The organism is Phytohabitans kaempferiae (assembly GCF_042433955.1).
In the GTDB taxonomy this organism is placed as follows: Bacteria; Actinomycetota; Actinomycetes; order Mycobacteriales; family Micromonosporaceae; genus Phytohabitans; species Phytohabitans kaempferiae.
The window spans coordinates 1-19,305 of sequence record NZ_JBHLUH010000100.1; the positions used below are offsets into that span (position 1 = coordinate 1).

15 protein-coding genes are annotated in these 19,305 nt (G+C 71.3%); 8 read left to right on the plus strand and 7 right to left on the minus strand.

Annotation, left to right across the window (positions count from 1 at the left end):
* Nucleotides 1–47: 47 nt before the first annotated feature.
* Complete coding sequence (locus ACFFIA_RS41115) at nucleotides 48–1,229, minus strand: MFS transporter (protein WP_377262351.1); 1,182 nt, start codon at nucleotides 1,227–1,229, stop codon at nucleotides 48–50.
* 211 nt (nucleotides 1,230–1,440) lie between these two features.
* Between ACFFIA_RS41115 and ACFFIA_RS41120 the strand changes: the two genes are divergently transcribed.
* Together ACFFIA_RS41120 and ACFFIA_RS41125 are read left to right on the plus strand one after the other, a co-directional pair.
* Nucleotides 1,441–1,938, plus strand: a complete 498-nt coding sequence (locus tag ACFFIA_RS41120; protein ID WP_377262354.1) for a GNAT family N-acetyltransferase — start codon at nucleotides 1,441–1,443, stop codon at nucleotides 1,936–1,938.
* Between the two features lie 79 nt (nucleotides 1,939–2,017).
* The gene (locus tag ACFFIA_RS41125; RefSeq protein ID WP_377262355.1) at nucleotides 2,018–3,229 is read left to right on the plus strand and encodes a CapA family protein; all 1,212 of its coding nucleotides are present in this window, start codon (nucleotides 2,018–2,020) and stop codon (nucleotides 3,227–3,229) included.
* A gap of 112 nt (nucleotides 3,230–3,341) precedes the next feature.
* Here the strand turns inward: ACFFIA_RS41125 and ACFFIA_RS41130 are convergent, their stop codons facing one another.
* A complete protein-coding gene (locus ACFFIA_RS41130) occupies nucleotides 3,342–4,361 on the minus strand; it encodes a LacI family DNA-binding transcriptional regulator (protein ID WP_377262357.1) in 1,020 nt (339 codons plus the stop codon).
* A 168-nt stretch (nucleotides 4,362–4,529) separates the two neighbouring features.
* Here ACFFIA_RS41130 and ACFFIA_RS41135 point away from each other — a divergent pair, with 168 nt between their 5' ends.
* Nucleotides 4,530–8,099, plus strand: a complete 3,570-nt coding sequence (locus ACFFIA_RS41135; RefSeq protein ID WP_377262358.1) for a LamG-like jellyroll fold domain-containing protein — start codon at nucleotides 4,530–4,532, stop codon at nucleotides 8,097–8,099.
* A gap of 98 nt (nucleotides 8,100–8,197) precedes the next feature.
* Nucleotides 8,198–9,904, plus strand: a complete 1,707-nt coding sequence (locus ACFFIA_RS41140) for a hypothetical protein (protein WP_377262360.1) — start codon at nucleotides 8,198–8,200, stop codon at nucleotides 9,902–9,904.
* A gap of 98 nt (nucleotides 9,905–10,002) precedes the next feature.
* Here the strand turns inward: ACFFIA_RS41140 and ACFFIA_RS41145 are convergent, their stop codons facing one another.
* The 5 genes from ACFFIA_RS41145 to ACFFIA_RS41165 are packed head-to-tail and all read right to left on the minus strand — an operon-like array spanning nucleotide 10,003 to nucleotide 14,806.
* On the minus strand, nucleotides 10,003–10,197 hold the full coding sequence (locus ACFFIA_RS41145) for a hypothetical protein (RefSeq protein WP_377262361.1): 195 nt from the start codon (nucleotides 10,195–10,197) through the stop codon (nucleotides 10,003–10,005).
* Nucleotides 10,194–11,708, minus strand: coding sequence for an arabinosylfuranosidase ArfA (gene arfA, locus ACFFIA_RS41150; protein WP_377262362.1), 1,515 nt, complete (start codon nucleotides 11,706–11,708; stop codon nucleotides 10,194–10,196). Before arfA ends, ACFFIA_RS41145 begins: the two co-directional genes overlap by 4 nt.
* Before the next feature lie 22 nt (nucleotides 11,709–11,730).
* Nucleotides 11,731–12,642, minus strand: a complete 912-nt coding sequence (locus ACFFIA_RS41155) for a carbohydrate ABC transporter permease (protein ID WP_377262365.1) — start codon at nucleotides 12,640–12,642, stop codon at nucleotides 11,731–11,733.
* Nucleotides 12,639–13,517, minus strand: a complete 879-nt coding sequence (locus ACFFIA_RS41160) for a carbohydrate ABC transporter permease (protein WP_377262367.1) — start codon at nucleotides 13,515–13,517, stop codon at nucleotides 12,639–12,641. The genes ACFFIA_RS41155 and ACFFIA_RS41160 overlap by 4 nt, the downstream gene beginning before the upstream one ends.
* Nucleotides 13,514–14,806: an ABC transporter substrate-binding protein gene (locus tag ACFFIA_RS41165; protein ID WP_377262369.1), complete on the minus strand. Its 1,293-nt coding sequence runs from the start codon at nucleotides 14,804–14,806 to the stop codon at nucleotides 13,514–13,516. Before ACFFIA_RS41165 ends, ACFFIA_RS41160 begins: the two co-directional genes overlap by 4 nt.
* A gap of 374 nt (nucleotides 14,807–15,180) precedes the next feature.
* Here ACFFIA_RS41165 and ACFFIA_RS41170 point away from each other — a divergent pair, with 374 nt between their 5' ends.
* The 4 genes from ACFFIA_RS41170 (at nucleotide 15,181) to ACFFIA_RS41185 (ending at nucleotide 19,197) form a co-directional block, all read left to right on the plus strand.
* Nucleotides 15,181–16,236, plus strand: a complete 1,056-nt coding sequence (locus ACFFIA_RS41170; RefSeq protein WP_377262371.1) for a LacI family DNA-binding transcriptional regulator — start codon at nucleotides 15,181–15,183, stop codon at nucleotides 16,234–16,236.
* A 418-nt stretch (nucleotides 16,237–16,654) separates the two neighbouring features.
* Nucleotides 16,655–18,037 carry an MFS transporter gene (locus tag ACFFIA_RS41175; protein WP_377262373.1) on the plus strand — a complete coding sequence of 461 codons (1,383 nt, stop codon included), beginning with the start codon at nucleotides 16,655–16,657 and terminating at the stop codon, nucleotides 18,035–18,037.
* Nucleotides 18,038–18,055: 18 nt separating this feature from the next.
* Nucleotides 18,056–18,907, plus strand: coding sequence for a DUF3626 domain-containing protein (locus ACFFIA_RS41180; RefSeq protein WP_377262376.1), 852 nt, complete (start codon nucleotides 18,056–18,058; stop codon nucleotides 18,905–18,907).
* A 41-nt stretch (nucleotides 18,908–18,948) separates the two neighbouring features.
* Entirely contained in the window at nucleotides 18,949–19,197 is a 249-nt protein-coding gene (locus tag ACFFIA_RS41185; protein WP_377262378.1) for a hypothetical protein, read from the plus strand.
* Nucleotides 19,198–19,305: the final 108 nt, after the last annotated feature.

A 19,305-nucleotide genomic window follows, 5' to 3' on the forward strand; every position in this document is an offset into this window, starting at 1 on the left:
ACCGGAGCGGACAGCACAAACTGCTTCTACGGCACCTCCGACATCACCTACAGATAGGCGACGCGCTCCCGGCGCCACCGGTACCCGAGCAGGGTCAGGCCGGTGGCGCCGGCGAGTGCCGCGGCCACGACGAAGGTCGCCCGCGTGGAGGTCGCCGAGGAGAGCGGTCCGAACAGGAGCGGCGAAAGGAACTGCCCGCCGAAGCCGGCCGTCGCGAGCAGCGCGGTCGCCTGTCCACGATGGCTGGTCGGGGCGAGGTCGCCGGTCAGCACCGTGAGCGCCGGTACGGCCACGCCCATGCCGGCGCCGAAGAGCCCGACGGCGACGAGTGGCAGCGCCACCGCACCGGCGAGCCCGATGGCCAGCAGCGCGACCGTCCACAGCGCGAACGCGGCGAGCAGCAGTCCACTGTGGTCGACGCGGGAGCGCAGCCGCGTGTACCCGAGGCCGACGCCGCTCATCGCGACCGACAGGCTCGCGGTGAAGACCGCCACCGCGACCGTGCTCGTGACGCCCAACTCGCCGAGCCGCACCGGCAGGAAGACGAGCACGGCGTAGAGCAGGGCGGTGGCGATGCCCTGGAGCGCGTACACCGCCAGCAGCCCGGGCCGCCCGGCGAACAGCGCCAGCGGGCCGCGCCCCGCCCGCACCGCCGGCTCGGGCCGGGGGCGGTCGGCCATCCGCCAGGTGAGCGCGGCCAGCGGCACGCCGAGCAGGTAGACCGCGAAGGGCGCGTGCCACGAGATCGCCCCCAGCGCCCCGCCCACCAGCGGCCACACCACCCCGCCGAGGCTGATCGCGGCGGACCGCCAGCCCATGACCTTGTCGCGGAGCGGGCCGCCGTACCGGTCGAGCAGCTCCACGGTGGTGCCGGTGAAGACGAACGCGGCGCCGATGCCGAAGGCGAGCCGGGTCGCGATCAGCAGCGGGTACGACTCGACGACCAGCCCCGCGCCGCCGGCCAGCCCGTAGAGCAGCAGCCCGGCGGCGAGGGGCCGACGCGTGCCCCACCGGTCGACAAGCCAGCCCACCGCCGGCCCGGCCAGCGCGAGCGAGACGCCGTGCACGGTCACGACCAGCCCGGCGGCGGTGGCCGAGAACCCACGCTCGGTGCGCATCAGCTCGATGACGGGCGCGAGGACGGCGCCGGCCATCACGGTCAGGGTCGAACCGAGCAGCAGCACGCCGAGCGCGCCCGACCTGCCGGCACGTGCGGAAACCACGGTCACCGGCCCAGCATCAGACCTCAATGACGCTTGAGGTCAAGACCGCCGGGTCGCCCGCCCGAGCACCAGGATGCGAGGCGGCGCGCGGAAGATCGGCTCGTCCACTGTAGATATCCGCGCTGCCCACGCGGGCCCTCGCGGATTTCGACCCGACCTTCGACACGCTGCCGGGTCGCCCCGCACACCGCCGGGGCGCTCACGCTAGCGTGATCCCATGACGACTCTGCGCGGCGAGCGCGTGACGCTGCGGCCAGCCACGGCCGGCGATGTCCAGGCACTTGTCGAGATCCGGACGACGCCCGAGGTACGCCGGTGGTGGGGCGACGAGCACGACCACGCGGCGGTCGTCACCGAGGAGCTGTCGCAGACCTTCGTGATCATGGCAGACGGCGCGGTCGTCGGCGCGATCCAGTGGTACGAGAACGAGGATCCCCGCTACCGCCACGCCGGCATCGACATCTACCTGCGCCCGGACTCGGCCGGCAAGGGGCTCGGCACCGACGCGGTGCGCACGCTCGCCCGCCACCTGACCGGCACGCGCGGGCACCACCGGCTCGTCATCGACCCGGCGGCCGACAACACGGCGGCCATCCGGGCGTACCAGAAGGTGGGCTTCCGGCCGGTCGGCGTGATGCGGCAGTACGAGCGGGGCCCCGACGGCACCTTCCACGACGGACTCCTCATGGATCTCGTCGCCGGCGAGCTGACCTGACAAGCACACTCGCGGCCGGCGCGATGGCGGTTTCGCCAATCCCGACCGGCCCCCCACACCGCGCCCCAGAATGCCGGATATGCGGCGTAGATGGTGGACGGTGGTAGTGGTGGTGCTGGTCGCACTGGCCGGCGGATGTACCGACGACGACCCCGGAGCCGCGCGAAAGGCCGACGCCTCCACCACGGCGGCCCCCGCCCCGCCGGCCCGGCCGACGCGGCTGACCGTCGCGGCCGCGGGCGATCTCTTCGTGCAGCCGGAACTCGTCGCCCAGGCCCGCGCCGACGCCCAGGCGGCCGGGCGCGGCGGGTACGACTTCAGCCGGATCATGGCCGCGATCGTGCCGGCCATCGAGACCGCCGACGTCGCGGTGTGCCACATCGAGCAGCCGCTCGGCCCGGAACGCGGCCCGTTCACCGGTTTCCCGATCTTCAACTCCCCAGTGGAGCTGGCCGACAACGCCCGGGCCGCCGGCTTCGACACCTGCTCGACCGCGTCCAACCACACCCTCGACTACGGCGCCGAGGGAGTGACCCGCACGCTCGACAACCTCGACCGGGTCGGCCTGCACCACACCGGCTCGGCCCGCTCCGCCCGCGAGGCGACCACGCCCAACGTCTTCGACGTGCGGGGGATCAAGGTCGCGCAGCTGTCATACACGTTCAGCTTCAACGGCATCGACCGCCCGGCCGGCAAGCCCTGGATCGGCAACCTCATCGACCCGAAGGCGATCCTGGCCGAGGCGGGCCGCGCCAAGCAGGCCGGCGCCGAGATCGTCATCGCCTCGCTGCACTGGGGTACCGAGTACCAGAACGCCGCCGACGTCGGTCAGACCGGCCTCGCCGCGCAGCTCCTCGCCAGCCCCGACATCGACCTGATCATCGGCATGCACGCGCACGTGGTGCAGCCCTTCGAGCGGATCGGCGACAAGTGGGTCGCGTACGGGCTGGGCAACCTGCTCGTGCGCTTCCAGGACGGCTCCCCGGAGAACACCGCCGACTCCGTCATCCCCACGTTCACCTTCGCGGAGGTGGCGCCGGGCAGTTGGCGCGTGGAGGCGGTCCAGGTCCGACCGTTCTTCATGGACTACCACCCCCGCGCCCGGCTGGTCGACCTGAGCGCGGCCAAGACCGGCGACAGCCCTCGCAGGGCCGACTACGCCCGCATCCACCAGCGCATCAAGGGGTACGTCACCATGCGCGGTGCCGCCGCCGACGGCCTGGTCGTCGCCGACGGCCCCCTGGCGACCCCCGCCACCGCGACCAGCTCCGCGACGAAGCGTCCGGGGTGACGGTCGCCTGACGCGGTGCCACTCGCCACGGGTGACCGCGTTGAGGGCTGTTTACAAGGGTCGGTCGAGCCGATGCCCGCCGCGGGCCGGCCATGCCCTCGTGAAACAGGCCCTAACCGCCCACCGGTGCGGACGACGCGCGGACGACAAGGCGGCACGGCACGGTGTGCGCGCCCGGCTCGGTCGAGCCGCGCTGGATGGCCTCCAGCAGCAGCGCGCCGGCGGTGCGCCCCACCTGCTGGAGATTGAGATCGACACTGGTCAACGGGGGCCGCGAGCCCTCCGCGGTGGGCAGCCAGTTGTCCACGCCGACCAGCGCGATGTCCTCGGGGACCCGCCGCCCGCTGTCGCGCAGCCCCTCGGCGACGCCGCGCCCGATCGCGTCGCTGCCGCAGAAGACCGCGTCGACCTCGGGATGCTCGCGGACCAGTGACGCGGCGGCGAACCGGCCCCACACCTCGCTCCAGCCGCCGTACCACGGCTCGCCCACCAGCTCCAGCCCGGCCTCGCGCAGCGCGCGCAGCGTGCCGTCGACCCGGGTCCGCACCGAGGCGTGGCCGTGCGGGCCGGTGACGTGCGCGATCCGCCGCCGGCCCGTGCGCAGCAGGTGCTCGACGGCGAGCACCGCGCCCGCCTCCTCGTCGACGACCACGCTGCAGTCGGCGGGGTCGGCGGACCGGGCGAACGCGTACACGACCGGCACCTGTGGCAGGCCGACCAGCGGCGGGCGGGGCTCGGTGCGGCGCCCGGCGACGATGATCCCGTCGACCCGGCGCCGGGCGAGGCTGCGCACGTAGTGCTGCTCGCGGATCGGGTCGTCCCGCGTGTCGCAGACGAAGGCGAGCGTCTCGTCCCAGCCCAGCGCGTCTTCGGCGCCGTGCAGGATGGGCAGGCTGAAGCGTCCATGGTGGTCGGTCATGATCAGACCCACCGTGTACGTGCGGCCGGTGTGCAGGCTGGCGGCGACCGCGCTCGGCACGAAACCGAGCTCCTGCGCCGCGGCCCGCACCCTGGCCCGCGTCTCGTCGCGGAGCTGCCCGCGCCCATTGAGCACCTTTGACACCGTGCCGACCGATACGCCGGCCCGCCGGGCCACGTCGACGATGCCCACCCTGTTTCGCCGGTCTGCCACAGGGCCACCGTAGCGACGGAAAACCTTTTCCTCAACCAGCCCCGCTTCGAGGCGTTGACGGATGTCTCCGTCCCTCGTAACCTACGCGAAACCACGACGTGCCCCGGCTCAGAAAGCCGGAAACATTTTCCGCACGTGCTGTTAGCGTTCACACCAGCCGGAGGAGAGATGGTCCTGAGGCCGATCACCGCCGCCGCCCTGGCCGCCGCCGCTCTCGTCGCCCAACTGCCGGTCGCCGCCCCCGCGCTCGCCGCCCCGCCCGCGCCCCTGCTCCGGTACGAGTTCGACGCCGACGACCTGGCCACCGGCACCGTCACCGACTCCTCCGGCAACGGGCTGCACGGCACGCTCGTCAACGCCGCCACCGCCTCCCTCGTGGACGCTCCCGGCGGAGGTCACGCGATCGACCTGCCCGGCGGCGCGCCCACCTCCACCGGCGCGTACGTCCAGCTCCCCCGCGCCCTGCTGGAGGGGCGCACCGACCTCACGGTGCAGGCGCGCGTGCGGTGGGACGGCACAACCGCCCCATGGCAGTGGATGTACGCGCTGGGCAAGGACACCAGCCGCTACCTGTTCAGCACGCCGTACAACGGGGACGGGCGCCTGCGCACCGCGGTCACCTCCTCGTTCGCCGGGGGTGAGGCGCAGGTGACCGGCTACGCCCCGCTGCCCGCCGGCGCGTGGAAGACGGTCACGGTCACGCTCGACACGGCCGCCGACCGGGTCACCACGTACCTTTATGGCGCCGCCGTGGCCTCCGCCCGCACCACCGTGAGCGCCGCCGATCTGATCGACGCCGCCACCACGTCCGCCGGATTCATCGGCCGCTCGTTCTATCCCGACCCGCTCTTCGACGGCGCGATCGACGACTTCCAGGTCTACGCCGCCGCCCTGTCCGCACCGGAGGTGGCCGAGATCGCCGGCGCCGCACCGCCCACGCCCACCGGGCTCGCCCGGAACGCGTTCGACGTCCGCACCACGATCGGCACCGCGCCGCCGCTGCCCGCCGCCGTCCGCGCCACCTTCTCCGACGGGTACGACCGGGACGTGCCGATCGCCTGGTCGCCCGTGGACCCGGCGGACTACGCGGCGCGCGGCACGTTCACGGTGACCGGGGAGGCGGCCGGCACACCGGTCACCGCCACCGTCTCGGTGATCCGCGAGGGCGAGCTGAGCATCGACCTCGGCACGAACACCGGCGCCTTCCACGGCGGGGCCTCCGGCACGCTGTACGGCCTCTACGGTCCGGGCGTCCCCACCAACAACCTCATCGAGGGGATGCGGCTGCGCACCGTCTCGACCAAGGCGCAGGACGGTCCGCAGCATCCCGGCGCCGACGCGCTCGAGGTGGTCAGGCCGCTCGCCGACTCCACCGACGGCGACGTCTACATCTACATGACCGACATCCACCGCGGCTTCCCGTACCAGTGGCCGGGCAGCACGCCGAAGGAGAAGCTCGACCTCTTCCAGGAGAAGATCGCCAAGCAGGTCGAGCAGGTGCGCCAGCTCCCCGCGGAGTACCGGGACAACATCGTCTTCGTGCCGTTCAACGAGCCCGAGGGGAACATGTTCGGCACCGGCGAGTGGAGCTACAACCGGGTCAGCTGGCTCAGCGACCCGACCGACTACTTCCGCGCCTGGGACGAGATCTACGCGCTCATCAAGGGGAAGCTGCCCGACGCGCGGATCGCCGGCCCCAACACCAGCGTGCTCTTCGCCCAGGTCAAGGGCTTCCTGGAGCACACCGTCGAGGCGGGCACCGTGCCCGACGTGATGACCTGGCACGAGCTGAGCCACCCCGAGCAGGTGCGCGAGAGCGTGCGCCGCTACCGCGAGTGGGAGCGGGAGGTCCTCGGCGGCCGCCAGCTCCCGATCAACGTCAACGAGTACGCCTTCAACTACCACACCTCGGTCCCCGGCCAGATGATCCAGTGGATCTCCGCAATCGAGGAGTCCAAGGTGGACGCCGACATCGCGTACTGGAACATCGACGGCAACCTCTCCGACTCGGCCGTGCAGGCCAACCGCGGCAACGGTCAGTGGTGGCTCTACAACGCTTACGGCGGCATGACCGGCCACACCGTGCGGGTGACGCCGCCGTACCCGGGGCAGAACTACACGCTCCAGGGCGTCGCCACCCTCGACCGCGACAAGAAGCAGGCCCGCGCGATCGTCGGTGGTGCCAGCGGCGCCGGGCACATCCGCTTCGAGCGCGTGCCGCGCGACGTCTTCGGCCGCACCGTGCGCGCGCTCGTCCGGGAGATCCCGTGGACCGGGCAGCTGGGCGACTCGGCGCAGCCGCGGCTCGTCGCCGAGCGGGACGTGGCGGTGCAGGACGGCGCGGTCGTCCTCGACCTGCCGGGGCTGGTGGAGTCGTCGGCGTACGAGATCGTTCTGAGCCCGGCCGGCGGCAAGTCCCGCCCCACGCCGCGGTCGCTGCTGTGGGAGGGCTCGTACGAGGCCGAGGACGCCACGTACACCGGCGGCGGCTACAGCCGAAACGGCCCCGAGGGCTCGCCCGCCGACGTGTCGAAGTTCTACACCTCCGGCGGCTTCAACGTCGGCGGCCTGCGCACCGGCAGCGACGGCGTGCTCGACTTCACCGTCGACGTGCCCACCACCGGCCGGTACGACCTGCGCGTCTTCGCCAACTCACTGAACACGTACGACCTCGTGCGCGAGCAGGGGCCGACCAACGTGTTCCTGCGCGTGGACGGCGGCGCGGAGCAGGAGCTGTTCCTGCCACTGGGCTACAAGTGGGTCGTCTGGGACCACGCGGACACCACTGTGGAGCTCACCGCGGGGCGGCACACCATCTCGCTCGCCGCGCGCGGCCTCGACGGCAGCCGCGCCACCAAGGGCGACGCGATCGTCGACCGGATCACGCTCGCCCTGCCCAACCCGGCCGCCGCCACCTCCGTGTACGAAGCGGAGCTGGCCGACCTGCGCGGTGCCCGGCCGGTCTACAGTGGACAGGCCAGGGGCGTGGAGATCGGGCGCGGGCAGCCCGCCACCTTCTGGGTCTACTCCCCCACCGATGGCGAGTCCACACTCGACCTCGCCGTGGCCGGCGGCGGCAAGGTGCGGATGTCCGTCAACGGCATCGAGGTGGCGACCCCGCGCGCGGCGGTCTCGCTCTCCGGTGGCGTCAACAAGGTCACCGTCACCGGGCAGTCGCACCGCGCGCTGGTCGACCGGCTCTCCGTGACGCCGACCGCGAAGCACCTGCCGGCCACCGCCTACGAGGCGGAAGCCGCCGCGCGGGCCGGCACTGCGGCCGTGGCGAGCAGGAGCCTGGCCAGCGGGGCGGCGGCGGTCACCGGCGTCGGCGGCCCTCCCGGCAACGCCAACACGCTCACCTTCACCGTCACCGTGCCGCGCGCCGGCACGTACGCGATGCGGGTCCGCTACGCCAACCCCGAGCAGTCCGCCGCGACCCACTACAACCCCGACCCGCTCGCCCGGCACGCGGACATCTCGGTCAACGGCGGGGCGGAGCGGCGCGTGCTCTTCCCGCACACATTCCACGACAACAACTTCTGGGAGCTGACCGTGCCGGTGCGGCTCGCCAAGGGCGCCAACACGATCCGCTTCGCCGCCGCCGAGCTGCCCAACTTCGACGGCGTCACGTACGCGTCCGAGACGTTCCCCGGCATTCTGCTGCGCTCCCAGTACGCCCCCGTGATCGACAAGATCACGGTCGCCCCGTTCAGCGCGGTGGTCCCCCGCCCGCGCTGAGCCCTGTCGCCCGGCGCGGCTGCCCCCGGCCGCGCCGGGCCCGCCGTTCAGCGTGGTCGTCCCCGCCCGCGCTGGGCCCGTCCCGAGGAGGCACCCCCGTGCGAACGCCCCGCGTATCCGCGGCGGCGCTGGCCGCGGCCGTCACGGCCACCGTCGCCTGCGTCGCCCTGACCGAAGGCACAGCCAGCGCCGCCAACTCCACCCTCACGGTCAACGCCGCCACCCCGTTCCGCCCGGTCAGCCACGTCGGCGCCGGCGGACTCTACGCCCTGGCCGAGAACAACCGCCCGGCCGACAACATGCTGCTCCCGCTCAAGCTGCACACGATCACCCAGCCGGCGCCCCGGGTCGGCCAGCGCCCCAACGGCCAGCCGCCGGGCGGCGACTCGCTGCTCGTCGCGCCCCAGGCGACCCGGGTCGGCGCCGCCGAGTACATCCGCATGCCCGACATCTACCCCAACTTCCCGTACCAGTGGGTCAGCTGGAACGACTGGCTGGCCAAAGTGGACACGCAGGTGAACGACCGGCTCGCCGCCACCGGCACCAGCAACATCACCGGCTGGGAGCTGTGGAACGAGCCGGACTACACCTGGAACACCGCCGCGGCCGGCAACTTCAACGCCGGCTGGGTCCGCACGTACCAGCGGGTCCGCGCCCGGGACACGCTCACGCCGATCGTCGGCCCGAGCACGGCGACGTACAACGAGTCGTGGATGCGCTCGTTCCTCACGTACGCGCGGGACAACAACGCGCTGCCCGACATCATCTGCTGGCACGAACTCCAGACGTCGGCCAACGTCGCGGCCAACGTCGCCAACTACCGGAATCTTGAGCGGTCGCTCGGCATCAGCCCGCGCCGGATCTCCATCAACGAGTACGCCACGCCGACCGAGATCGACCAGCCCGGACCGGTCGCCAGCTACATCGCCAAGTTCGAGCGCGCCGGCGTGGACAACGCGCACCGCGCCTTCTGGTACGAGTACGGCACCGTCAACGGGCTGACCGTCGACAACCAGCCGACCGGGAGCTGGTGGCTGTACAAGTGGTACGGCGACATGGCCGGCAACATGGTGGTCACCACGCCCCGCGCGCAGACCGGGCTGGACGGCTTCGCCTCGCACGACCCGACCCGCCGCATCGTCGACGTGATCTTCGGCGGCGAGTCCGGCACCAACTACGTGCGGGTCACCGGCCTCTCCTCGCTCGGCGGCCAGGTCCGCGTGCGCGTGGAGTCGACGCCGGCCTCCGGGCGGTACACGCAGGTCTCCGCGCCGACGGTCATCAGCAACACCACCGCGACCGTCATCAACGGCGAGCTGACCGTCACCGTGCCCAACATGAGCGCCACCAGCGGCTACCACATCAACATCCAGCCGACCAGCGGCGTCCCCAGCTACCAGCAGCGGTACGAGGCGGAGAACGCGTCCATCTTCCGGGCCAACCGGTTCGGCAGCTCCAGCGCCTCCGCCGGCGCGTACGTCGGGCAGATCGACAACACCGGCGACCCGCGTACGGCCAGCTACGTCGACTTCGTGGTCAACGTGCCGACCGCCCGCGCCTACACGATGCGGATCGGATACGCCAACGCGACCGGCGCCACCGCGACGCACGGCCTGGCGTACAACGGCGGCGCCTGGTCCACGGTGAGCTACCCGCCCACCGGCGCGTGGGGCCAGTTCGGCGCGACGGTCAGCACCTCGGTCAGCCTGCGAGCCGGCTACAACGTGATCCGGCTGGCCAAGGGCTCGCCCTACTTCGGCGGCGGCACCGGATACGCGGAGCTGGACTACATCGAGCTGATCTGACCTCTCGACGGGCGTGGCCGCCGCCGGGCGCGGCGGCCACGCCGGAGGGCACGGCGGCGGCGCTCGACGCCGGCGCCGTGCCCTCCACCCCTGGTGGGCTACGAGGCGCAGACCGAGTACGAGCGCGCGTTCCACGGGCCGGCGCCGGACCCGTTGTAGTACCGGCCCTGCTTGATGATCGTGGGGTCGTGCGCGATCGGGTCCGGCGAGGCGGAGCCGGCGGCCGCCGCCGGGCCGGGCATCAGCGCGACGAACAGCGCCACGACGACGCCGAAGACGGTGCGCCGCCTCATCGCGGGGCCACCAGGCGGATCGCGCTCCACGAGACGCGGGGCAGGACGACCTTCAGCGTGGCGCCGTCTACCGAGGCCCCCGCGGTCGGTCGCGGCACGACCCGGTCCGGCCGTTCCTGGGTATTGGTGGCGCGCAGGTCGTCGTCGGTCAGCGTCCACGCCTCGGCGAGGCGCGGCTCGCCGCCGAACAGGTGCAGGTCCACGGTCAGCTCCACGGACTCGGTCTGGTCGCGGTTGACGGCGAAGACGACCAGGTCGCCGATCTCCTCGTCGTGGGTCGCGACCGCGTCCACGACGGACGCCTCACCGTGGCGGTCGGTGGCGTACGTGGGCGAGTCGAGCCGGGTCCGCAGCACGCTTCCCCGGGCCAGCGCGGCCGTCTTCGCGAACGGATGGAAGATGGTCTGCCGCCACGCCGGCCCGCCCGGCTCGCTGCGGATCGGCGCGATGACGTTGACGAGCTGCGCCTGGCAGGCGGCGGTGACCCGGTCGCTGTGGCGGAGCAGCGAGATCAGCAGGTTGCCGACCACGACCGCGTCCGCCACGGTGTACTCGTCCTCGATGACCCGCGGCGCGACGCTCCACTCGGTGGCCGGCTCCTGGCTCTGGAAGCGGGAGAGGTACCAGACGTTCCACTCGTCGAACGAGATGTTGATCTTCTTCTTGCTGCGCAACCGGGCGCCCACGCTGTCCGCGGTGGCCACGACGCTCTCCACGAAGTGGTCCATGTCGACCGCGCTCGCCAGGAACGAGCCGAGGTCGCCACCGTGCTCCTCGTAGTACGCGTGGCAGGAGACGTAGTCGACGACGTCGTACGCGTGCTCCAGCACCGTCGCCTCCCACGTGCCGAAGGTCGGCATCGCGGAGCTGGAACTGCCGCAGGCGACCAGCTCCAGGCCGGGCTCGGCCGCGCGCAGCGCACGGGCGGTGGCGGCGGCGAGCAGCCCGTACTCCTGCGCGGTCTTGTGCCCGATCTGCCACGGGCCGTCCATCTCGTTGCCGAGGCACCACAGCCTGATCCCGTACGGCTGCTTCGCCCCGTTGGACCGCCGCAGCTCGGCGAAGGCGGTGCCCTCCGGATGGTTGGTGTACTCGTGCACGTCCAGCGCCTCCTGCACGCCGCGCGTGCCGAGGTTGACCGCGTACATCATCTCGACCTCGGCCTTGCCCGCCCACCGGGCGAACTCGTCGATGCCGAACTCGTTGGTCTCCACGCTGTGCCAGGCCAGCTCGCGCCGGCGGGGTCGCCGCTCGCGGGGGCCGATGCCGTCCTCCCACCGGTATCCGGAGACGAAGTTGCCGCCCGGGTAGCGGACCATCGTGACGCCCAGTTCGCGGGTCAGCGCGAGCACGTCGGTGCGAAACCCGTCCTCGTCCGCGAGCGGATGGCCGGGCTCGTAGATTCCGGTGTAGACACACCGCCCAAGATGCTCCACAAAGGAGCCGAACGTGCGGCGGCTGACCGGGGCGACGACCGCGGCCGGATCGAGGACGCAGGATGCTACGCGCATGTCATCCCTTCGAAAGACGGGCTCACTTGAGGGCGCCGATGGTCAGCCCACCGCGCCAGTACCGCTGGAGCAGGAGGAACGCGACGATCAGCGGGACGATCGCGACCAGCGCGCCCACGACGATGACGTTGAAGAGCGCCGGACCGCCGTTGCCGATGGTCGCGGACATGTACCAGGTGCGCAGCCCGACGGTGAGCGGGAAGAGCTCGTTGTCGCTGAGCATCACCAGCGGCAGCAAGAAGTTGTTCCAGGTGGCGACCATCGTGAAGAGCAGCACGGTGACCAGCGCCGGCCGCATCGCCGGCAGCGCCACGCTGCGGAAGACGCGCAGCTCGCCGGCGCCGTCGATCCGGGCCGCCTCCAGCATCTCGTCCGGCACCGAGTCGTGAACGTAGACCCGCAGCAGGTAGACGCCGAAGGGGTTGAGCAGCGACGGCAGGATGACCGCCCACACCGTGTCGGTGAGCCCCGCCTCGCTCATCAACAGGTAGGTGGGGAGCACCAGCGCGGTCGCCGGCACCATGATGAGGCCGAGCAGCGCGGCGAAGAGCAGGTTGCGCCCGGGGAAGCGGAGCTTCGCGAAGGCGTAGCCGGCCAGGGCGGCGATCGCGGTGGCGCCCACACCGCTCACCATCGAGTAGAGCGCCGAGTTGCGCAGCCACTTCAGGTATACCCCACCGTCCTGAGTGAACAGCAGCGCGAGGTTGCCGAAGAGGTCGAAGTCGCCGCTGAACCAGAGCGGGGCGGAGCCGAAGAGCCCGTCGTTGTCCTTTGTGGAGGCGACGAGCAGCCACCAGAACGGCAGCAGGAAGTACACGGTCATCAGCGCCATGACCGCGTGCGAGGCGATCCGGCCGCCGGTCAGCCGGGGCGGCCGGTGGGGCGCCGGCGCCGGCTCGGTCCGGGAGGTGCCCGCCAGGGTTGCCGTGCTCACCGCAGCGCGCTCCTTCGCCGGGTCGCGAACAGGAAGATGTACGAGCCGACGAAGACCACCGCGCCGAGCAGGAAGGAGATCGCCGCCGAGTAGTTGTACTGCTGGTACGAGAACGCCTGGTGGTACGCGTACACGTTGGGCGTGTAGCTGTTGGTGACGGCGCCCGGGTTGAGCGGCTGGAGGATCAGCGGCTCGGTGAAGAACTGGAGCGTCCCGATGATCGTGAAGATCGTTACGAGCACGATCGCCGCCGAGATCATCGGCGTCTTGATGCGCAGCGCGGTCTGCACCGCCCCGGCGCCGTCGATCCGGGACGACTCGTAGACCTCGCGCGGCACGCCCTGGAGCGCCGCGTACAGCACGATCATGTTGTAGCCGGCCCACTGCCAGGTGACGATGTTGCCGAGCGAGTAGAGCACCGTGCCGGACGAGAGGAAGTCCACATTGGTCACACTGAGCGGGCCGGTGCTGGGGCTGTAGAGGAAGCCCCACATGAGCGTGCCGATCACCACCGGCACCGCGTACGGCACGAAGGCCGCCAGCCGGAAGAGGCGGGAGAAGCGCGAGGTCGCCTCGTCGACGAGCAACGCGGCGACCAGCGCGATCCCGATCATCACCGGCGTCTGCACCGCGCCGAAGACCAGCACGCGCACGACTCCCCGGCGGAACTCCGGATCGCCGAGCGCCTGCCGGTAGTTGTCCAGCCAGGCGAAGACCTCCCCCTCGACCAGCGTCGAGCGGTAAAGGCTCAGCTTGGCCGCGTACAGCATCGGCAGCAGCAGGAAGAGCACGAGCAGCACCGTGAACGGGGTGACGAAGAGCCACCCCGCCACGGCCTGCCGGCCCATCCGTGGACGCCGGGCGAGGATCGTCATGACGCGACCTTGAATCCCTGCTGCGAGGCGTACCCGGTGATGTTCCGCTGTGCGGTGTCGAGCGCGGCCGTCCAGGAGCTCTTCTTCTCCACGGCCTGGTTGAGCGCGGTGGTGAGCTGGCTGAAGTAGTAGCTGTTGAAAGGGCTCCACTGGAACTCGCCGATACCGTTGTACGCCGGCACGAACACCTCGTTGACCTTCTGGCCGCCGAAGAACTCGTACTCCTTGTCGAGGAAGTAGTCCCACTCCAGGATCGGGCTGGCGGTCGGGAAGAGGAACGCCTCGTCGATGCCGATCCTCCAGGCGTCCTTGTCGGAGCCGAAGATCTCCATCGCCACCTGGGTCGCCTGCTTGGGATGCTTCGTCTGGTCGGTCACCGCGAACGACGAGCCGCCCCAGTCGCCCTGCGCGTCCTCACCGGCCGTCCACTGTGGCAGCGGCGCGGCCCGCCACTTGCCCGCGGTGGTCTTGGCCACGCTCGCCAGGTAGCCGGGGCCCCAGCCGGCGGCGATGTACGTGGCGTACTTGCCGCTGGCGAGCCCGCTGTAGAAGTCGGTGGTGCCGTAGGCGGTGGTGTCGGCGAGTCCACTGTCGACCATGTCCTCCCAGTACGCCATCACCTTCTTCGCGGGGTCGCTGTCGAGCCGCACGCCGATGTTGGGCGACTGGGCCGCGGTGTACTCGAACGGGCGCGCGCCCGCCTGCCACATCAGCCCGGTCATGAAGCCGCCGTCGTTGGCGCCGAAGTCGGTGATGAAGCTCTCCGGCGAGGCGGCCTTCAGCTTCTGCGCCTGCTCCTTGAACTCGGCCCACGTCTTCGGCACGGTCAGCTTGTGCTGCTGGAAGACGTCCTCCCGGTAGAGCATCGCCATCGGCCCGGCGTCGACCGGGATCGCGTAGACCGCGTCGCCGTTGCTGACCTGCTTCCACGCCCAGTCGACGTAGTTGCCCTTGATGTCGTTGGCGCCGTACTTGCCCATGTCGACCAGGTGCTTGGTGAGCAGGAACGTGGGCAGCTCCTGGAACTCGAGCATCACCACGTCCGGCGCGCCCTTGCCGGCCTTGAGCGCGGTCTGGAGCTTGGTGTACTGGTCCTGCCCGGTGCCGGCGTTGGTCCACTTGATCTGCACGTCGGTGTGCGTGCGGTTGAAGTGGTCGACGACGCCCTGGAAGGCGGGGTACCACGCCCAGACCGTGATCGTGACCGGGCCGTTCGACTCCTCGCTGTCGTCGCCGCCACCGCAACCGGCGGCGACCAGCGTGAGCGCGGCGAGCACGGCAATGATCATGGCGCGGATCGGTCGGCGTCTCCGTTCTACACTGAGGTGCCTGACACTCATCGGTCCCTCCGCGGGGATTCGAAACGTTTCACTCAGGTGTTCAGGTAGGCCGGCCCGCGGTGCTGGCACACCAAGGGCCGGCCGTCGATTCTCATGCCTCCCACACTCGCGCGGCACACGTCACGGAGCGCGCGTGCGAAGGGCTCGCCGCGGGGTGGGGACCACGGCCGCTGTGCTGCGGGAATGGGCTTTCACCCGCCCTGCTACGATTTTGCAGCGCTGCAAACAGCATGCACGCATCGACGATGGTGGGCAAGGGGTAACGTGCCGGAAACTTCTGGCCGAGCCCTCTCGGGCCCAGAAGAGCGGCGGACGGAGAGCTGATGCGACGAGGACGGGATGTCACCCTCCGCGACGTGGCCGAGCTCGCCGGCGTCTCCAGTCGCACTGTGTCCAATGTGGTCAATGGATACGCCAACGTCACCGAGCGCACCCGGCTCCGCGTGCAGCAGGCGGTCGACCAGCTCGGCTACCGGCCCAACGTGCTCGCCCGCAACCTGGCCCGCGGCCGCTCCGGCCAGATCGCGGTCGTCGTCCCCTACCTCGACACGCCGTACTTCTCCGAACTGCTCCAGGGCATCATCCAGGCGGCCCGCGTGCGGGGCTACAACGTGCTGATCGACCAGACCGACGGCGACCGCGAGCACGAACGGATGCTCATCAACCACGGCTCCAGCCGGCTGCTCTTCGACGGGGTCATCTTCAGCCCGCTCGGCCTCGCCCAGGAGGCGCTCGCCGACCGCGACCCCGACCTGCCGCTGGTGATCCTCGGCGAGCGGGTCAGCGACGGCACGTTCGACCACGTGGGCATCGACGACGTCGCCGCCTCCATGCAGGCCACCGAGCACCTGCTCGACCTCGGCCGCACGCGGCTGGCGGCGATCGGCGACCAGCCGTACGCGACCGGCGAGGCGGCCCAGCTCCGCACCCGGGGCTTCCGCATCGCGCACGAGCGGCGCGGGCTGCCGGTGCACGAGGACCTCATCATCGGTACCCCGCGCTTCAACCGGGTCGACGGCGCCACCGCGATGGCCCGTCTGCTCGACCGGGACGACCCGCCGGACGCGGTCTTCTGCTACAGCGACCTGGTCGCGCTCGGCGCCATCCACACGCTGGTCTCCCGGGGCCTGCGGGTCCCCGACGACGTGGCGGTGATCGGCTACGACGACATCGAGGACGGCCGTTACTCCAACCCGACGGTCACCACCATCTCGCCGGACAAGGAGATGATCGCCACCACGGCCGTCGAACGCCTGCTGCTCCGGATCGGCAGCCGCACTCCCCCGCCCGGCCTCGAACTGCGCGCCCCGCACCGCCTCGTCGTGCGCGAGAGCACGGCGGGCAGGGCTGCCCGCACGCCCCACCAGTCAGGGACATAGCCCGTCCGGCCCCGTGCCGGTGGGCCTTGGCCCCGACCTCGCCATCCGGAGTGGGCCGGCCCGGAGAGCCCGTCGAACGCTGACCCGGCCTACCGCCGCAACGCCGTCCCCGCCGCTCGCGGACGGCACCGTCGCGGAGCGACGCGACCACGGCGGCCCCTGCCGCCGTCCGGACCGGCGTTTCGGCCCCGTGACTTTCCGTGTCGCCACCCCGCGTGGGAATAGGGATCGAGACGACTTATGGCGCCATGCTCGCCACAACTCGTCTCGATCTCGAATCTTCCACCGCCCACGCCAGCGAAGTGGCTACCAACGGTGACATCACGCGGAAGACCGTGTCCGCCGGGGATTCATCGGCACCGGCGGTTAGGTAAAAGCAGTGGACTTGAAGAGGGCTTGAGGTCTTATGGTCCAGACCATGCGCCACATCCACGGGGATCGCCGGACCTTCTTTCACCTGCTGGTGAGCACGCTGCTGGTGTCGGTCATCAACTTCACCGTCTGGTTCGCGATCACCTTCTACGTGTACCTCCAGACCCGCTCGGTCTTCGCGACCGGCGTCCTCTCCGGCATCTTCCTGGCGCTCACCGCCTCGACCGGGATCTGGTTCGGCAGCCTGGTCGACCACCACGCGAAGAAGCTGATGATGCAGGTCTCGGCGGTGGCGTCGCTGGCGCTGTACGCGGTGGCGTTCGCGGTCTACCAGGTCACGCCGAAGGAGTCGTTCACCGACCCGACCAGCGGTGCCCTGTGGGCGCTGGTGATGGTGCTCATGTTCGGTGTGATCGCCGGCAACATCCGCACGATCGCGCTCCCCACGCTGGTGACCGTGCTGATCGCCGAGGAGAGCCGGGGCCGGGCGAACGGGCTGGTCGGCACCACCTCGGGCGTGTCCTTCCTGGTCACGTCGGTGATCAGCGGCGTACTCGTGGGACTCGGCGGCATGCACTGGGTCCTGGTCCTCGCGCTCGCGGTGCTCGGGGCCGCCGTCGTGCACCTGGCCCTGGTGCCGGTGGCGGAGGGCGCCCGACCGGTGGCGGAGGGCGCCGCGCCGGTGCTGGAGGCCGCGGCCGGACGAAGGGTCGACCTGCGCGGCACGATCGGCGTGGTGCGCGGCGTGCCGGGGCTGATGGCGCTGATCGTCTTCTCCGCGTTCAACAACCTGCTCGGCGGCGTGTTCATGGCGCTCATGGACGCGTACGGCCTCTCGCTCGTCTCGGTCGAGGCGTGGGGCCTGCTCTGGGGGGTACTCAGCACAGGCTTCATCGTCGGCGGGCTGATCGTGAGCCGCACCGGCGTGGGCGCCAACCCGGTACGGCTGCTGCTCGCGGTCAACCTGCTTCTGTGGACGGTCACCCTGCTCTTCCCGGTCCGCTCCTCGATTGTCCTGCTGGCGGCGGGCATGTACCTCTACATGCTCTTCGTCCCGTATGCGGAGGCGGCCGAGCAGACGATCCTGCAGAAGGTGGTGCCGTTCGAACGGCAGGGACGGGTCTTCGGCTTCGCGCAGAGCGTGGAGCAGGCCGCCTCGCCGCTGACCGCGTTCCTGATCTCGCCGGTGGCCCAGTTCGTGTTCATCCCGTTCATGACCGACGGCGCGGGGGCACGCGCGATCGGCGGCTGGTTCGGTACCGGCGCCGACCGGGGCCTCGCGCTCGTCTTCATGCTGACCGGCGTCCTCGGCATCATCGCCACGGTGCTGGCCCTGCGCAGCCGCCCGTACCAGCGCCTCAGCCGCCGCTACGCGGAACAGCCCGCCCCCGCCGTGCCCGCCGGCGCCGGTGCTGGCGTGCCCGGCTAGATCGGATACCACCGACCGATGTCACTGCCCAAGGATCTGGCCATCGCCCACGTGACCGCGCTCGCGACCGGCGAGTCGGCCGACCCGTCGCTGCGGGTGACGCTGCACTTCCACCCTGACCGGCTGGTCGGCGGCGCACCGATCCTGGAGCTGATGGCGCGGGACGGCCGCTACCGCTCGCAGTTCGAGACCGGGACCAGCAACGGCGGCCTCACCGCGCACCGCGGCGGCGACCGATGGCTGTGGGAGAGCCGGATGTTCGCCGGGGCGTACGACGCCGGGCCGGCGGCCGACCGGCCCAAGTACGGGTCGCTCAACTTCCGCCGCCGGCAGGTCGGCGGCGCGCCCCGCTTCGGCAGCTCCCACCTGCGGATGGCCGCCCACACACTGCCCCGGACCACGTTCTGCTACCCCGACAGCCATCTGCAACCGGAGCACTTCGGCGTCGTCACCACGGTCTCCACGCTGATCGCGCTGGCCGAGGCGGACGACCTGGACGCGCTCGACGACTACGTGGAGGCCCACGTCCACGGCCCCGTCGTGCTCGGCCGCGACGTGGAGGCGCTGGTCCTCGATCCCTGCTACCGGGGTACGCCGGTCGAGGAGCAGGCCGCGCGGCTCGGCTGCCCGGTCGAGTGGCACGGCGGCTTCCGCCTGAGCACGACCGAGCTGCGCCGGCACCCGGAGTACCGGGGCCTGGAGTTCGTGGCGCTCGGCGAGTCGCTGGCCCGCGACGGCCACCTCGACCCGGCCGTCATCGGCGACGCGTCCCGCACCGGGCGGTACGACGAGCAGGCGCTCAAGCGGGTCTGGCACCACGTCGCCCGGTTCGGCAGCCCGGAGGTGCCCGGCGAGGCGACGCGCGAATAATGCCGCGCGTCGCGCTGGCCGGCCGGGGTTGAATGCGGGGCGTGACGGTTCCCGCTGGTTGGACCACGCGCCGGCCGACCCTCGACGACGTGACCGAGATCCTCGCGCTGGTGCACGCGAGCGACCTGGCCGCCGTCGGGCAGGCCGACTTCAGCCTGGACGAGGTGCGGTACGCGCTGGCCGGATCCTCGACGGCGCGTTCCGCGACACGCCGGACTACCAGCCGCGCACGTACGAGCGGTGGCGCGAGTGGGTCGACGGCCAGACCGACGTTTCCTGGGACGGTGTAGACGAAGTAGCGGCTCTCCCCGGCGACCGGGCGCAGCAACTCGAAGGCGAGGAACCCGGGCTGGTGCTCCACGGCATGCAACCGGGCGGCGAAGCGCCGGCGTGCTCAG

Coding starts and splice junctions, on each gene's coding strand:
- ACFFIA_RS41180 (WP_377262376.1), top strand. CDS start 18,056: ATGTCACTGCCCAAGGATCTGGCCATCGCCCACGTGACCGCGCTCGCG.
- ACFFIA_RS41160 (WP_377262367.1), bottom strand. CDS start 13,517: ATGACGATCCTCGCCCGGCGTCCACGGATGGGCCGGCAGGCCGTGGCG.
- arfA (WP_377262362.1), bottom strand. CDS start 11,708: ATGCGCGTAGCATCCTGCGTCCTCGATCCGGCCGCGGTCGTCGCCCCG.
- ACFFIA_RS41170 (WP_377262371.1), top strand. CDS start 15,181: ATGCGACGAGGACGGGATGTCACCCTCCGCGACGTGGCCGAGCTCGCC.
- ACFFIA_RS41135 (WP_377262358.1), top strand. CDS start 4,530: ATGGTCCTGAGGCCGATCACCGCCGCCGCCCTGGCCGCCGCCGCTCTC.
- ACFFIA_RS41145 (WP_377262361.1), bottom strand. CDS start 10,197: ATGAGGCGGCGCACCGTCTTCGGCGTCGTCGTGGCGCTGTTCGTCGCG.
- ACFFIA_RS41165 (WP_377262369.1), bottom strand. CDS start 14,806: ATGATCATTGCCGTGCTCGCCGCGCTCACGCTGGTCGCCGCCGGTTGC.
- ACFFIA_RS41120 (WP_377262354.1), top strand. CDS start 1,441: ATGACGACTCTGCGCGGCGAGCGCGTGACGCTGCGGCCAGCCACGGCC.
- ACFFIA_RS41175 (WP_377262373.1), top strand. CDS start 16,655: ATGCGCCACATCCACGGGGATCGCCGGACCTTCTTTCACCTGCTGGTG.
- ACFFIA_RS41125 (WP_377262355.1), top strand. CDS start 2,018: ATGCGGCGTAGATGGTGGACGGTGGTAGTGGTGGTGCTGGTCGCACTG.